General features: G+C 71.7%; 17 protein-coding genes. 10 read left to right on the forward strand and 7 right to left on the reverse strand.

Going from position 1 to position 13,706, the window contains the following annotated elements; genetic code table 11:
- Positions 1-46 precede the first annotated feature (46 nt).
- The 3 genes from AFR_RS37225 to AFR_RS37235 are packed head-to-tail and all read left to right on the forward strand — an operon-like array spanning position 47 to position 1,118.
- Positions 47-424, forward strand: a complete 378-nt coding sequence (locus AFR_RS37225; protein WP_023561997.1) for a YidH family protein — start codon at positions 47-49, stop codon at positions 422-424.
- A gap of 14 nt (positions 425-438) precedes the next feature.
- Positions 439-741, forward strand: a complete 303-nt coding sequence (locus AFR_RS37230; RefSeq protein WP_023561998.1) for a DUF202 domain-containing protein — start codon at positions 439-441, stop codon at positions 739-741.
- 38 nt (positions 742-779) lie between these two features.
- Complete coding sequence (locus tag AFR_RS37235) at positions 780-1,118, forward strand: PLD nuclease N-terminal domain-containing protein (RefSeq protein WP_023561999.1); 339 nt, start codon at positions 780-782, stop codon at positions 1,116-1,118.
- A 3-nt stretch (positions 1,119-1,121) separates the two neighbouring features.
- Here the strand turns inward: AFR_RS37235 and AFR_RS37240 are convergent, their stop codons facing one another.
- The 4 genes from AFR_RS37240 to AFR_RS37255 all read right to left on the reverse strand — a co-directional run bounded on the left by AFR_RS37240 (position 1,122) and on the right by AFR_RS37255 (position 6,041).
- Positions 1,122-2,744: an acetolactate synthase gene (locus tag AFR_RS37240; RefSeq protein ID WP_023562000.1), complete on the reverse strand. Its 1,623-nt coding sequence runs from the start codon at positions 2,742-2,744 to the stop codon at positions 1,122-1,124.
- A 65-nt stretch (positions 2,745-2,809) separates the two neighbouring features.
- The gene (locus tag AFR_RS37245; RefSeq protein ID WP_023562001.1) at positions 2,810-4,603 is read right to left on the reverse strand and encodes an Hsp70 family protein; all 1,794 of its coding nucleotides are present in this window, start codon (positions 4,601-4,603) and stop codon (positions 2,810-2,812) included.
- A 40-nt stretch (positions 4,604-4,643) separates the two neighbouring features.
- On the reverse strand, positions 4,644-5,195 hold the full coding sequence (locus AFR_RS37250; protein WP_023562002.1) for a hypothetical protein: 552 nt from the start codon (positions 5,193-5,195) through the stop codon (positions 4,644-4,646).
- Positions 5,196-5,267: 72 nt separating this feature from the next.
- On the reverse strand, positions 5,268-6,041 hold the full coding sequence (locus tag AFR_RS37255; RefSeq protein ID WP_023562003.1) for an enoyl-CoA hydratase/isomerase family protein: 774 nt from the start codon (positions 6,039-6,041) through the stop codon (positions 5,268-5,270).
- 88 nt (positions 6,042-6,129) lie between these two features.
- Here AFR_RS37255 and AFR_RS37260 point away from each other — a divergent pair, with 88 nt between their 5' ends.
- From AFR_RS37260 to AFR_RS37270, 3 genes are read left to right on the forward strand one after another with little or no spacing between them, the layout of a single operon-like run.
- Positions 6,130-6,600, forward strand: coding sequence for a DUF6232 family protein (locus tag AFR_RS37260; protein WP_023562004.1), 471 nt, complete (start codon positions 6,130-6,132; stop codon positions 6,598-6,600).
- The gene (locus AFR_RS37265; RefSeq protein WP_023562005.1) at positions 6,597-6,872 is read left to right on the forward strand and encodes a DUF8847 domain-containing protein; all 276 of its coding nucleotides are present in this window, start codon (positions 6,597-6,599) and stop codon (positions 6,870-6,872) included. The genes AFR_RS37260 and AFR_RS37265 overlap by 4 nt, the downstream gene beginning before the upstream one ends.
- A 39-nt stretch (positions 6,873-6,911) precedes the next feature.
- Positions 6,912-7,274, forward strand: a complete 363-nt coding sequence (locus AFR_RS37270) for a DoxX family protein (RefSeq protein WP_041843234.1) — start codon at positions 6,912-6,914, stop codon at positions 7,272-7,274.
- On the opposite strand, the gene AFR_RS37275 is transcribed toward AFR_RS37270, so the two are convergent.
- The 3 genes from AFR_RS37275 to AFR_RS37285 are packed head-to-tail and all read right to left on the reverse strand — an operon-like array spanning position 7,264 to position 10,218.
- Positions 7,264-8,169, reverse strand: a complete 906-nt coding sequence (locus AFR_RS37275) for a ribokinase (RefSeq protein ID WP_023562007.1) — start codon at positions 8,167-8,169, stop codon at positions 7,264-7,266. The genes AFR_RS37270 and AFR_RS37275 overlap by 11 nt on opposite strands.
- A 7-nt stretch (positions 8,170-8,176) precedes the next feature.
- Positions 8,177-9,040, reverse strand: coding sequence for an ABC transporter ATP-binding protein (locus AFR_RS37280; RefSeq protein ID WP_438829916.1), 864 nt, complete (start codon positions 9,038-9,040; stop codon positions 8,177-8,179).
- Positions 9,040-10,218: an ROK family transcriptional regulator gene (locus AFR_RS37285; RefSeq protein ID WP_023562009.1), complete on the reverse strand. Its 1,179-nt coding sequence runs from the start codon at positions 10,216-10,218 to the stop codon at positions 9,040-9,042. The genes AFR_RS37280 and AFR_RS37285 overlap by 1 nt, the downstream gene beginning before the upstream one ends.
- Positions 10,219-10,391: 173 nt before the next feature.
- Here AFR_RS37285 and AFR_RS37290 point away from each other — a divergent pair, with 173 nt between their 5' ends.
- The 4 genes from AFR_RS37290 to AFR_RS37305 all read left to right on the forward strand — a co-directional run bounded on the left by AFR_RS37290 (position 10,392) and on the right by AFR_RS37305 (position 13,661).
- Positions 10,392-11,849, forward strand: coding sequence for a glycoside hydrolase family 3 N-terminal domain-containing protein (locus AFR_RS37290; RefSeq protein ID WP_023562010.1), 1,458 nt, complete (start codon positions 10,392-10,394; stop codon positions 11,847-11,849).
- 141 nt (positions 11,850-11,990) lie between these two features.
- Positions 11,991-12,485 (forward strand): hypothetical protein, encoded by a 495-nt coding sequence (locus AFR_RS37295; RefSeq protein ID WP_023562011.1) that lies wholly within the window; start codon positions 11,991-11,993, stop codon positions 12,483-12,485.
- The gene (locus AFR_RS37300) at positions 12,482-12,910 is read left to right on the forward strand and encodes a thiol-disulfide oxidoreductase DCC family protein (RefSeq protein WP_023562012.1); all 429 of its coding nucleotides are present in this window, start codon (positions 12,482-12,484) and stop codon (positions 12,908-12,910) included. Before AFR_RS37295 ends, AFR_RS37300 begins: the two co-directional genes overlap by 4 nt.
- Positions 12,891-13,661 carry a TetR family transcriptional regulator gene (locus AFR_RS37305; RefSeq protein ID WP_023562013.1) on the forward strand — a complete coding sequence of 257 codons (771 nt, stop codon included), beginning with the start codon at positions 12,891-12,893 and terminating at the stop codon, positions 13,659-13,661. The genes AFR_RS37300 and AFR_RS37305 overlap by 20 nt, the downstream gene beginning before the upstream one ends.
- Positions 13,662-13,706: the final 45 nt, after the last annotated feature.

The following is a 13,706-nucleotide window of genomic DNA, read 5'->3' on the forward strand; positions in this document are numbered from 1 at the left end:
CCGGCCCGAGGGACCTTCTTCACCCGGCTGGTCAATAATCGACCGCGTGCTCGATCAGTGGTTCAACCCGCAGAAGACGCCCGTGGTCGGCGAGAAGCCCGACTACCGGTTCTCGCTGGCGAACGAGCGCACCTTCCTCGCCTGGATCCGGACCGCCCTCGCACTGCTGGCCGGCGGTCTCGCCTGCGCGCAGTTCCTGCCACCGCTGCCCATCGCCCACCTCAGGGAGGGCATCGCGGTCGCGTTGCTGCTGCTCGGAGGGGTTGTTGCCGTCCGCGCGGTCGATCACTGGGCCCGGACGGAGAGGGCCATGCGCCTCGGCACCGATCTGCCGAAATCCCGGTTCCCGGCGATCCTGGCCCTGTTCGTGGCCGTCGGCGCGCTGCTGCTGGTCGTAGCCGTGCTGATCAAAGCGTTTTCGTGAGCACCGTTGAAAGAGTGAATCCGGACCCCGGCGCCTCCGCGGAACGCACGCGGCTGGCCTGGCGGCGTACCGGACTGTCGGCGACGGCGGTGGCGTTGCTGGCCGCACGACCGGCCTTCGTCCCGGGGGCCGGCGTCTGGACCTTTCTCGTCGCGGCCGGCGCGATGGCCGGCTGGGCCGCCCTGATCGGCCTCGCCTACCGCCGGGCGCGAGGGCTCAACGCCTGGCCACCCCGGCCCGGACAGCGCACGATCACGGCCTACGCGGCCCTCACGGTCGGGTTCACCATTCTCGGTACGGTGCTTGTCACGCTCTGATCGTCGCCGTTCGGGGTGAGGCGCGTCATCATTGCCTCATGGTCCGGTTGTTCGTCTTCCTGGCTGCCGTGCAGCTTGTCCTTCTGGTGCTCGCGCTCATCAGCGTCCTGTCCGCCGACCGGGTACGCACGATGCCGCGTGTGCTGTGGGTGCTCGTCATCCTGCTGATCCCCCTGATCGGCCCCCTGGCGTACTTCCTCTGGGGCCGGCCCGTGTCACCACCCCGTGAGGGCGGGCCGATCCGCCGCGGAAATCCCCGCCCGACCTCGCCCGACGACGATCCGGACTTCCTGCGGTCCATGGACAGCGAGCAGTCCCGTCGTGACCGGGAACTGCTCGCCCAGTGGGAGCGTGAGCTGGAGAAGAACGACGAGTAGCGGTCAGGCCAGGTTGGACGACCGCGGGTACGCGTCGGCCGGGTCGGTCAGCACGTTGACCAGGTACGGGACACCGGCGTCGAAGGCACGCGTCAGCGCCGGCCCGAGGTCGGAGGACTTCTCGACCGTCTCGCCCGCACCACCGAGCGCCTCCACGACACGGTCGTACCGCAGACCCGGCTGCAGGTCGGCCGCGACGTCGTAGCCGTACATGGCCTGCATCGGGTGCTTCTCGAGGCCCCAGATGCCGTTGTTGCCGACCACGATCACGACGGGCAGTCCCTGCCGGGCCAGCGACTCGGCGTCCATCAGCGAGAAGCCGGCCGCGCCGTCGCCCATGAGGACGCAGATCTGGCGGTCGGGGTAGGTGACGCGGGCTCCCATCGCGTACCCGAGGCCGGTGCCGAGGCAGCCGTACGGGCCGGGGTCGAGCCAGGTGCCGGGCTGGGCGGGCTCGAGGAAGCGCCCGGCGTAGGAGACGAAGTCGCCGCCGTCGCCGATCGTGACCGCGTCGGGGGCGAGCACCTTGCGCAGCTCCCCGTAGATCCGGGCGGGCTTGATCGGGTCGGACTCCGCAGCCATCGCCTCGGCGTCGCGGGCCTTGCCGGCGTCCTCTGCCGTGCGCAGGCCTTCGACCCACTCGGTGTGGTCGGCGCGGCTGCCGGTGTGGTTCGCCAGTGCGGTGAGGATCAGGCGCAGGTCACCGGCCGGCGAGACCGCGGTCTCGACGTGCCCGGCGCGCTGGCTGGGGGCGTCGACGATGTGCACGACCTGGGCGGCGCCGAACTCGCCGAACCCGAGACGGAAGTCGAGCGGCGTGCCGATGACGGCGACCACGTCGGCCTCGTTGAGGGCGGGACGCCGCGCCTTGGCGAAGGAGAGCGGGTGGCCCGGCGGCAGCGCGCCGCGGCCCATGCCGTTGGTGAAGACGGGCACCTGCAGCGCCTCGGCGGCGGCCCGCAGCTCGGCGATGGCGTTGCCACCCCACACGTCGGAGCCGGCGATGATGACCGGTCGCTCGGCGCCGGCCAGCAGTGCGGCGGCGCGGGCCACGTCGTCGGGGTCGGGCTCGATCACCGGGATCTCGGGGGCGCCCGGCGCGGCGGCGTCCTCGCTGGAGAAGAGCACTTCCAGCGGCAGGTCGAGGAAGGCCGGGCCGCGGTGGGCGGTCAGCGCGGCGGTCAGCGCCTTGGCCACCTCGGCCGGGATCTCGTCGGTCCCGCCGACCGTGGCGGCGTACTTCGTGACCGGCTTGACCAGCGGCACGTGGTCGATCTCCTGCAGGCTGCCGGAACCCCAGCGGAAGGCCGGCGCGCGGCCACCCATCACCAGCACCGGGGAGGCGTTGAAGAAGGCGCTGGTCAGACCGGAGATGCCGTTCGTGACGCCAGGGCCGGCGGTGAGCACGGCCAGGCCGGGACGCCGCTGCAGCTTGGCGACGGCTTCCGCGGCGAAGACCGCCGACTGCTCGTGACGCACGTCGTAGATCGGGAAGCCCGCCTTGTGCGCGGCGTCGTACAGCGGGAAGACGTGCCCACCGGAGAGGGTGAACATCTCCGTGACCCCGTAGGCCCGCAGCGCCGCCAGCGCCAGGTCCCCGCCGTGGCCCTCGATCATTTCCGCCATGCCAGCTCCCGCCGCTCGATCCTGGCCAGCACGCTACCGGGCCGCCGGGAAAAGACGAATCAGACTCACCCTAGAAGGCGGCTGAGGTCGTCCAGGAGGAATTGTGCGGCGGAATCCATCGGGACCTGGGCGCTCACGCTGTAGGCCGCGACCAGGGCGATGAGCGGCGCGGCGATCAGGAACAGGATGCTCAGCAGGATCTGGAGGAAGCGCAGCAGCCGGCTGGGACGGCGCTTGGGCCGGGCGGCCGGGCGCGCATCGGACGCAGGCGCGGGCGCCGGCGCCCAGCGAGCGGTCGAGCCGGGCCGGGCCCCGGAAACAGGCCGCGCCGCCCCCGAAACAGGCCGTGCAGCCCCGGAAGCAGGCCGCGCAGCCCCGGAAGCAGGCCGCGCTGCTCCGGACACGGGCCGCGTCGGCGGTGAGACGGGTCGCGACGTCACCGTGCCCGTGGTTTTGGTTGAGGCCTTTCCGGGGGTGAAACCGCCGGACGGAGACGTTCCCGGCTCCGGCACAGGTGTGTTGTGCAGGGACCGGACATCCCACGACGGCTCGGACGCGACCGTCTGGTCCGGGTCGGGCGTCCAGTGCTGCTGCGCGTCCGGCCAGGGGTCGACAGCCGGCGGCGGCAGGTTCGGGTCCGGCGGCCGCAACGCCGTGCGGGACGACGGGACCGTCTCCATGTCGTCGATCGTGACTCCCCGCGGCGGCAGCGGGTTGTTGCGCGACACCAGGCGCATCTCGGCGGTCGGCCCGGGCGCGGCCGGTTCGGTCGCCAGCAGCGCGGCGTCGGCCAGGATGCTGCCCTCGGCCACCACCAGCTCGGGCTGCTCGATCGCCACCGGGGCCTCGCCCAGCTCGCGGTGGAGCAGCGTCGCCACCAGCGGGATCCGGCTCGCACCACCGACCAGGAAAACACCGGCCAGCCGGCCCTCGGGCAGGTCGGCCCAGCGCAGCAGATCGCGGGTGACCTGCACGGTCTGCTCCAGCAGGGGCCGGGCCAGGTCCTCGAGCTCGTCGCGGGTCACGTGGAGTTCGAGGTCGAGCAGCGGCACCACCACGTCCGCCGACTGGATGCGGGAGAGGCGTTCCTTCGCGATCCGGACGTCTTCCCACAGCTGCTGCTTGGCGCGCCTATCCTCGACCGTCTCCGGCTCCGAGAGGCGCTGCCACACCGCCGCGTCCCGCTCGGCGACCTGTTTGCCGAGATGGTCGACGATCGCCGCGTCCACGTCGAGGCCACCGAGGTCGTCACGGCCGTCGACGGCGAGCACCTCGAAACCCTCGGCCGTACGCGCGACGACGCTCGCGTCGAAGGTGCCTGCGCCGAAGTCGTGCACCACGACGACCGAGCCGATGGGTACGTCGCGGCCGAGCACCTCGGCGAAGTAGGTGGCGGCGGCGACCGGCTCGGCGACCAGGCGGGCGCGTTCGAGACCGGCGATGGCAGCGGCCTCGGCGAGCAGGCTGCGGCGGGCCGCACCCCAGGTGGCCGGGCAGGTCAGGGTCAGCTCGGGGCGGACCGGGCCGACCGCGCGGTGCCACTCGTCGGCCACCCGGACCAGGACCGCGGCGATCAGGTCGACCACCGCGAACTCCTCCTCGCCGAGCAGCACGAGGCCGTCGTCGATGCGGCGCTTGGGGTTCGGCTCGAACCGCGCGGGGTCCCGCCGGGCGTTGTGCACGGCGTCGCGGCCCACGGCGAGATGGCCGTTGGGCTCGGCATACACGGCCGAGGGCAGCAGCGGGGAGCCGTCGACGAGGATCGGCCGCGCCCGCCCGTCGGGCCAGCGGGCCACCGCGACGGTGTTCGAGGTGCCGAAGTCGACGCCGAGAGAGTGCCGACCCTGGTCGATGGACATGCGCGCCAGTGTAGGCCCCGGCCCGTGGAAGATGATCTGGCTAGACGAGCTGCCAGCGCAGGTCACCGTCGCGGCCGCGGACACAGCGCACGACCTTGCCGTCGGAGGTCCGGCCGGTCGCGCCCTCGTCGTCGCACCGCTCCCGGACGACCACCGGATCCTCGCTGCCCTCGTCGTCGGCGGGCACGGGCGGCAGCAGCACCAGACCCGGCGGTGTTGTCGTTTTTGTCGGCCTCGGTGTCGGTGACGGTGTGGCCGGACGCGCCGTGGTGGCCGACGGCTCGGCCGATCTGCGCTCGGGCGCCGGCGTCGGACGGCGCGACGCCGGCCGTGTGGTGGCGGACGACTTGCGGGTCGCGGGCTTCTTGGGCGCCGCTGATCGGCCGGACGGCGGGAGGCTCGCGGGCGGCAGCACGATCGGGGGGCCGGCGATCTGCGGCGCGGCGGTCCCGGTTCCGGGCGCCGTGTCACTCTCACCGCCGAAGGTGACAAAACCAATGATCCCGCCCAGCAGGGCCTGACCGGTCACCAGCGCCACCGCGACACCGACCGTGCGGCGGACCGGGGTCACACGCGGGCCGGGCATCGTCACAGAGGGGAACTTTATGGCAACAGATCGATATCCGCGAGATCCCGGCGTCCGTTTCTCGGTTGAGCCGCCTGCTCAGCGCCCGGTGAACTTCGGCTTGCGCTTCTCCACGAACGCCGTTGTGCCCTCGATCCGGTCGTCCGTGGCGAACAGCCCCGCAAACAGCTGACTCTCCCAGGCCAGACCCGAGGCCAGATCGGTGTTCAGGCCACCGTCGACCGCCAGCTTCGCGGCGCGCAGAGCCAGAGCAGGCCCGTTCAGGTACGGCTTGAGCAGCGCAGCCGCGGTCGCGTACACCTCGGAGGCCGGAGCGACCCGGTCGGCGAGACCGATCCGCAGGGCCTCCTCGGCGTCGACCATCCGGCCGGAGAAGATCAGGTCCTTGGCCTTCGCCGGGCCGATCAGGCGCGCGAGCCGCTGGGTGCCACCGGCGCCCGGGATGATGCCGAGTTTGATCTCCGGCTGGCCGAGTTTGGCGTCGTCGGCCACCACCCGCCAGTCGCAGGCCAGGGCCAGTTCACAGCCACCACCGAGGGCGTACCCGGTGATCGCGGCGACCACCGGCTTCGGGATCTTCGCGACCGCGTCGAACGCGCTGGACAGTGCCGCCGCGCGGACGGTCATCTCCTGGTACGTCGTGGTGGTGAAGTCGGTGATGTCGGCGCCGGCCGCGAAGACCTTCTCGCCGCCCCAGACGATCACGGCCCGGACCTCGGGATCCGCCGTCGCCGCCTGCGCCGACGCCCGCAGCTCCTCCTGGACCTGGGTGTTCAGCGCGTTCATCGGTGGCCGTTCGAGCCGGATCGTGCCGATGCCGCCGCTGGTCTCCAGTCGCACGAATTCACCCACGCGTATGCCTCCCTAGCGATCGTTCAGACAGCTGACAGCGTAAGGCGTCGGCCGTCTGGGTAAGTACCATGGCAGCGAGGGAGGCGTGATGATCACCTATTACCGTGACCCCGACGTGCTGGTCACGTCGACCGGTGTCCGGATGGGCGGCCGGGCCTACCGGCTCGGCGACTTCGCGCAGGTCTGGCACACCCGTGGACGCCGTTCCTGGAGCGCCGTAGCGGGCCGCGGCGCCCTCGGCATCGCCATGATCACCCCGATCGTCATCGGCGCCGTCGGCATCCTGATCGCCCTGGTCATCGACGCGTCCACGGCCATGACCATCGCGCTGGCCGGCGGCGGTGTCCTGATCGGCCTGGCGGCGGCACCGCTCGCCGACGTCCTGCTCGAGTTCGTCGACCGCTCCTACGACCGGGGCAGTCGCCGGCTGGAGATCTGGGCCCGGGTGCGCGGCACCGACGTCCTGCTCCTGACCACCGACAACGCGCAGCGCTTCGGCCAGATCTACCGCGCCCTCCAGCGCGCCCTCGATCACGACTCGGTCCCCCGCTCGGCGTGACCGCACCGGGAGAGCACCAGGACCTCATCCGCCGATGGCTGGCCGGCGAGGTGGTCGGCAACCAGGTCGGTATCAAGATCGTCGGTGGCCCGTTCGACGGCCGCACCAAAATTGTGGGACTCGATCAGAACCAGAAACCTCCGCCGGGCTTCCGCGCATCCGGCGGGCCGGTGGGCCCGATCCGGCACCTCTACGAAGTCGCCCCATCCTCGTCCGCCGCGTCCGGCTGGATCTATGCCCACATCGGCGCCGACCCGGACACGGCCGGCTGAGGTGTGGTCCGCGATCTGCTCTCAGCACAGGAGTTCGATGTGAGTAACGCCAAAAGCGCCCTTGTGCTGGCCGGGGTGCTGGCCACCTCCGGTGTTCTGCACTTCGCGCGGCCGAAGCCGTTCGACAGCATCGTGCCGCGGTCGTTGCCCGGCAGCCCGCGCACGTGGACTTACTTCAGCGGCGCCGCGGAGCTGGCCGTTGCGGCGGCGATCGCCAATCCGGGCACGCGGCGGCTCGGCGGGCTCGCCGCGGCGGGACTCTTCGCCGGTGTTTTTCCCGCGAACGTCAAGATGGCCGTCGACTGGCGGGACACCTCGCCGGCGCGCCGGGCGATCGCCTACGGGCGGCTGCCGCTGCAGATCCCGCTCGTCCTCTGGGGACTGCGAGTCGCTAAGCGCTGAACGTCCGGCCGTAGAGGTCGTCGATCTCCGCGCGGGACGGCAGGGAGTTGCTGGCGCCGACCTTACGAACGCAGGCCGCGCCCGCCGCGTTGGCCCAGCGGACGGCGTCCACCAGGTCGCGGCCCTCACCCCAGGCCACGGCCAGTGCACCCGTGAACGCGTCGCCGGCCGCGGTGGTGTCCGCGACGTCGACGGCGCAGGCCGGGATCCGCTCGTCGCGGCCTTCGCGGTCCGCGTACCAGGAACCGGCGCCGCCCATGGTGAGGACCACCCGCGGGACCACCGCCAGCAGGCCCGCCATGTCGAGCTCGGGTGTGCCGGTGATGGCCAGGGCCTCGTTCTCGTTGACCACCAGCAGGTCCACGGCGGCGACCAGCTCCGGCGGCAGGTCGCGGGCCGGGGCGGCGTTCAGGATCACCCGGGTGTTGCCCTCGCGGGCCGCCTGGGCGGCCGCCACGACGGTGTCGACCGGGATCTCCTGCTGGCAGACCAGGACGTCGCACTCGGCGATGATCGCGGTCTCCGTGGCGCTCAGGCCGGCGAAGGAGCTGTTCGCGCCGGGGCTGACCATGATGGAATTCTCACCCGCGCGGTCGACCATGATGACCGCGACGCCGGACGAGCCGTAACTGGTCCGCAGGTTCTCCGTGTCGACCTCGGAGGCGTTGAGGCGCGCCTTGATCGTCACACCGAACGCGTCCGAGCCGATCGCGCCCAGGAACGTGCAGGCACCACCGGCCCGGGCCGCGGCGATCGCCTGGTTGGCGCCCTTGCCGCCCGGGGTCATGACAAAGTCGTCACCGAGCACGGTTTCACCGGGCAACGGCAGCCGGGCGGCCAGCCCGACCAGGTCCATGTTGGCGCTACCGGCGACCACGATCCGCGGTGAGGACATGACGGGCTCAGGCCGCCCGTGCCGAATACCGGTCGCCGGAGCGCTGGACCACCAGCGGCAGGCCGAACGTCTTCGAGAGGTTCTCGGCCGTCAGCGTCTCGCCCAGCAGACCCGAGGCGACCACTGTGCCCTCGCGCAGCAGCAGCGCGTGGGTGAAACCGGGCGGGATCTCCTCGACGTGATGGGTGACCAGCACCATCGCCGGGGCGTCGGGGTCCTCGGCCAGCTCGGTGAGACGACCGATCAAGTCCTCGCGGCCACCGAGGTCGAGACCGGCGGTGGGCTCATCGAGCAGCATCATCTCGGGATCGGTCATCAGCGCGCGGGCGATCTGGGTGCGCTTGCGCTCCCCCTCGGAGAGCGTGCCGAACTCGCGGTCGACCAGCGCGCCCATGCCCATCTGGTCCAGCAGGGCCCGGGCCCGCGCCTCGTCCTGCGGGTCGTAACTCTCCCGCCAGCGGCCGACCACCGACCAGGCCGCCGTGACCACGACGTCCAGGACCCGCTCGGTCGGCGGCACCCGCTCGGCGAGCTGGCCGGTCGTGAGCCCGATCCGGGTACGCAACTCGTTGATGTCCGTGCGTCCGAGCCTCTCGCCCAGCACCCAGGCCGTCCCGCGGGACGGGTGGAGCCGCCCGGACGCGAGGTTCAGCAGGGTGGTCTTCCCGGCGCCGTTGGGGCCCAGGACGACCCATCGTTCGTCCAGCTCGACCTGCCAGGTGAGCCCCCGCAGCAGGTGACTACCGCCGCGGATCACGCTCACCCGGTCGAAGGAGATGACGGTGTCGTCGTCAGGTGGGGTGGGGGTGGAAGTCGCTGCCTCGAGCACGAGTCCATCCAACCATGCAGCGGCTGCGCGGCCGGACACCACTAACCCGTGGTGGAGCCGAACACCTCGTCGCGTACGGATTCGAGGGCGGTGAGGAGGGCGCCGTTGAGGATCGGCTCGACGGCGACCTCGCTGATCACGACCTTCGGGCTGACCAGGGTGATCGAGGCGACCTCGCGCTCGACCCGCTCGGCCAGCGCCGTCCCGCCCGCCTGGCTGATCTCGCCGGCCAGCACGACCAGGGGCGGGTCGAGGACCACGCAGGTCGCGGCGACACCGAGGGCGAGGCGGCCGGCCAGTTCGTCGAGGACCGGCTCGCCCGCGGGGCCGGCGGCCACAGCCGCGCGCACCACGTCGGCGGACTCGGCGCCGCGGAAGCCGTACTGCTTGCCGATCGCCTTGGCGGCGTCGGAGGCGACCAGCGTCTGGAACGCGCCCTTGGCGCCGCGCTTGGAGGCGTTGCGGGGGATCTCGGCGCCGGCCACCGGCAGGTAGCCGATCTCGCCGGCCGCGCCCGTGCTGCCCTGGTGGAGCCGGCCGCCGATGACGGTGGCGAGGCCGACACCACGGCCGACCCAGATCAGGACGAAGTCGTCGTGGCCCTTGGCCGCGCCGGTGTGCTGCTCGGCGACGGCGGCGAGGTTCACGTCGTTGCCGAAGACGACCGGTGTGCTGAGGTCCTTGCGGAGCTCGGCGAGCAGGCCGCGGTGCCAGCGGGGCAGGTCGAAGGCGAACGAGACCTCACTGGTCTGCGGGTCGACCAGACCGGGTGTGCCGAGCACGACGCGGCGGACGGATTCCATGTCGGTGCCACCCCGGCTCGCGGCCTGCACGACGGCGCTGTGCACGGCGCGTACCGGGTCGTCGCTGTCCTGGGTCGACTGCTCGCTGCGGCCGACGACGTCGCCGGTGATGTCCGCGCACGCCGCGATTACCCGGTCCGGCAGCACCTCGACGCCGATCACGTGGGCACTACCGGGAGTGACGGCGTAGAGCTGGGCGTTGGGGCCGCGACCGCCGGCCTGCTCACCCACGCGGCGTACCAGACCGCGCTCCTCGAGCCGCTCGACCAGCTGCGAGGCGGTGACCTTGCTCAGTCCCGTCATCTCGCCGAGCTGTGCCCGGGTCAGCGGACCCTTCGTGAGCAGCAGTTCCAGCGCGGCGCGGTCGTTGAGCGCACGCAGCAGCCGGGGAGTGCCCGGGAGGCGGGTGGCAGCCATAACTACGTCCTCTAGTATTTAGGATTGTTTCCAATAACGGTATCGGCGCACATCAGGTAGCCGCAGCGTAACGGTCAGCTCCGGCACCGGCGGCGGCACATGTCCGATAGACATTCGACGATCATGGCAGCTCGCCGGGCAGGATAACCAGAGCTGAACCGAGGAAGGACACCATGCCTATCGACCCGGGTCTCCGTCGCCTGGCCCTGCGGACGCTGCTCGCGGCTTTTGCGGGCAAATCTGCCCCGGACTGGGCTTTGGCGCTGCTCAGCGAGGGCCTCGCCGGCCACACGCTCTTCGGCGCCAACATCGCCGAACCGGTTCAGGTCGCGGCCCTCACCGCCCAGCTCCGTTCGGTACGCGCAGACGTGCTGATCGCCATCGACGAGGAGGGCGGCGACGTCACCCGGCTGGCGCACCGGACCGGCAGCCCGTACCCGGGCAACGCCGCGCTCGGGGCCGTCGACGATCCGGACCTCACCCGCACGGTGTACGCGGCCATCGGCACCGACCTCGCCGCGGCGGGCATCAATCTCGACCTGGCGCCGACCGTCGACGTGAACACCGCGGACGACAACCCGATCATCGGCACCCGCTCGTTCGGCGCCGACCCGTTGCGGGTGGCCCGCCACGCCGCCGCCGCGGTCGCCGGCCTGCAGTCCACCGGTGTCGCCGCCTGCGCGAAGCACTTCCCGGGCCACGGGGCGACGCTGGCCGACTCGCACCTCGAGCTGCCCACGATCGACGCCCCGCTGTCCGTCCTGCGCGAGCGTGACCTGCCGCCGTTCGCCGCGGTCATCGCGGCCGGGACACAGGCGATCATGACGGCGCACATCCGGGTCCCCGAGCTGACCGGCTCCGGCCCGGCCACCTTCAGCCGGGCAGTCCTGACCGATCTGCTCCGTGACGAGTACGCCTTCCAGGGCGCCGTCATCACCGACGCCCTGGAGATGAAGGGTGCCGCGGGTGCCGCCGGTGGCATCGGCCGTGCCGCGGTGCTCGCCCTCGCCGGAGGCGCCGACCTGCTCTGCATCGGCGCACGCGTCGACCTCGCCCTGGTCGAGGAGGTCGCGGCGGAGATCGTCGCCGGGGTCGGTGACGGGCGGCTGTCCCTGAGCCGGCTCGAGGAGGCCGCGGAACGCAACGCGGCGATGGCGTCCTGGACACAGCAGCCCGTGGCGGCCACCCCGCACGACGGTGCTCTCGGTTATGCCGCCGCCCGTCGCGCCGTACGGGTGGAGGGCTCCCTGGTGGAGCTCACCGAACCCCTGGTCGTGCAGCTGGAGTCGGGTCACTCGATCGCCGAGGGCCGCGTGCCGTGGGGACTGAAGCCGCATCTGAACGGGACGGAGCAGGTCTCGGTCGTACCGGCGGAGGCCTCGCCCGAGGCACTGGCCGCACGGGCCGGGCTGCGGCCGATCATCGTCGTGGGACGGCACACCCACCGCGCCGAAGCCACGCGGGCGCTCATCGAATCGCTCGCCGCCAGCCATACTGTTGCCGTGGTCGAGATGGGCTGGCCGTCCGTCTGGCGTCCGGCCGGCGCACGGGCCTTTGTCACCACGTACGGCGCAAGTCACGCCAACGGGCGCGCGGCTGCGGAGGCCCTGGGGCTGACCGCGGCGCGGTAGAACCGACCGAGGGCCGAGGCAGCGGCGGGCCGCCACCCGCCGCTGCCTCTCTCTGTGCCCCAGATCTCCTTGAACGCGTTCAAATAACGTCTTACTCTGATCACGTCAGTAGTTGAACGCGTTCAAGAAAGGTGGAGGACCGTGGACCACAAGGTCTGGATGTACCTGGTCTACCTCATCGTCAGCACCGGGCTGACGGTCTGGGTGGCGACCACACTGTCCCGCAACGGGCTCGTCTTCCTGGAGGACGTCTTCGCCGACAAGCGCCTGGCCAGAGCCGTCAACCAGCTGCTCGTCATGGGGTTCTACCTGCTCAACCTCGGCTACGTGGCGGTGGCGATGCGGTCCAGCGCTCGCATACCGGACGCGGCCCGGGCGCTGGAGACCCTGTCGTACAAGATCGGTTTTGTCCTGCTCGTGCTCGGTGTGCTGCACGTGCTGAACGTGTTCTTCCTGGGTCGCTACCGCCGGGGACGGCTGCGTCAGCAGCAGGTCATGCCGCCACTCCCGCCCGCCGGTCGCCTGCCGATGTATCCCGGCCCCGGTGGCCCCTCGGCCGGAGCGCCCGGAGCGCCGCCCGCCGGCTGGCCCGGCCAGGGAATGCCCGGCCCCGTCCCGCCGCCCACACCCGCATGACAGCGGAGAGCACCGATCCGGCCGGTCACGGGGCCGGCCGGATCGGCTTCTTCACGGTCCTGTACGACGAGGGCTGCCCGATCTGCCGCACCGCACACCACTGGCTGGAGAGCCGCGACCAGCTCGTACCCCTGGAGTTCGTCCCGGCCGGATCGGCGGACGCCCGGCGGCGCTTCCCCGGCCTGGACCATGCCGCGACCCTGCGCGATCTGACCGTGATCACCGACGGTGGCCTGGTGTACGTGTCGGACGGTGCGTGGCTGGCGTGCCTGTGGGCGCTGACCGACTATCGCGGGATGGCCGAGCGGCTGGGGTCGCCGCGGTTGCTGCCCGCCGCACGACGCTTCATCGCCGCGGCCGCGGCCGTCCGGCAATCGACGCGGGCAGGCGACTACGGTGACGTGTGTGACGACCGCTGCCGCTGACTCCCCCGCCGACGAGCCCGGCGCGAGCCCCGCGGCGCCCGAGGCCAAAACGCCGGCGGCTGTCGAAGGCGACCCGGGCGTGGAGAAGCCGCGGCGGGCCCGGGGTGAGCAGACCCGGCAGTTGATCCTCGAGACCGCACTGCGGCTGTTCCGGGAGCGCGGTTACACCGAGACCACGATGCGGGCCATCGCCAAGGAGGCCGGGGTCGCGGTCGGCAACGCCTACTACTACTTCGACTCCAAGGAACACCTGATCCAGGGGTTCTACGACCGCAACCAGGCCGCGCACCGGGTCGCGGCCGAGCCGGTGCTGGCGAACGAGAAGGACTTCGCCGCCCGGTTGCGCGGGGTGCTGCACGCCGGCATCGACGTCAACGAGCCGTACCACTCGTTCGCGGCCACGTTCTTCAAGTCCGCGGCGGAGCCGTCGTCACCGCTGAGCCCGTTCTCGCGGGAGTCGTCACCGGCCCGCGAGGCGGCGATCTCGATCTTCCGGGACGTGGTCGACGGCTCGTCCGCAAAGGTCGACCCCGAACTCCGCAAGGAGCTCCCCGAGCTCCTCTGGCTCAGCTGGATGGGCGTGGTCCTCTTCTGGGTCTACGACCACTCCCCCGAGCAGCGGCGCACGCGGCGGCTGATCGACGGCATCGTGCCGCTGGTCGACCGGCTCGTCGCTCTCTCGCGCCTGCGCGTGCTGCGGCCGGCGCTGCGGCAGATCCTCGCCCTGATCGACTCGATCCGGCGCGACTGATCACTCTCCGCACTCTTAACCTTCCTCACTTTGAGTAGTCGGCTG

The sequence above is a fragment of the Amorphoplanes friuliensis DSM 7358 genome (assembly GCF_000494755.1).
GTDB lineage: Bacteria > Actinomycetota > Actinomycetes > Mycobacteriales > Micromonosporaceae > Actinoplanes > Actinoplanes friuliensis.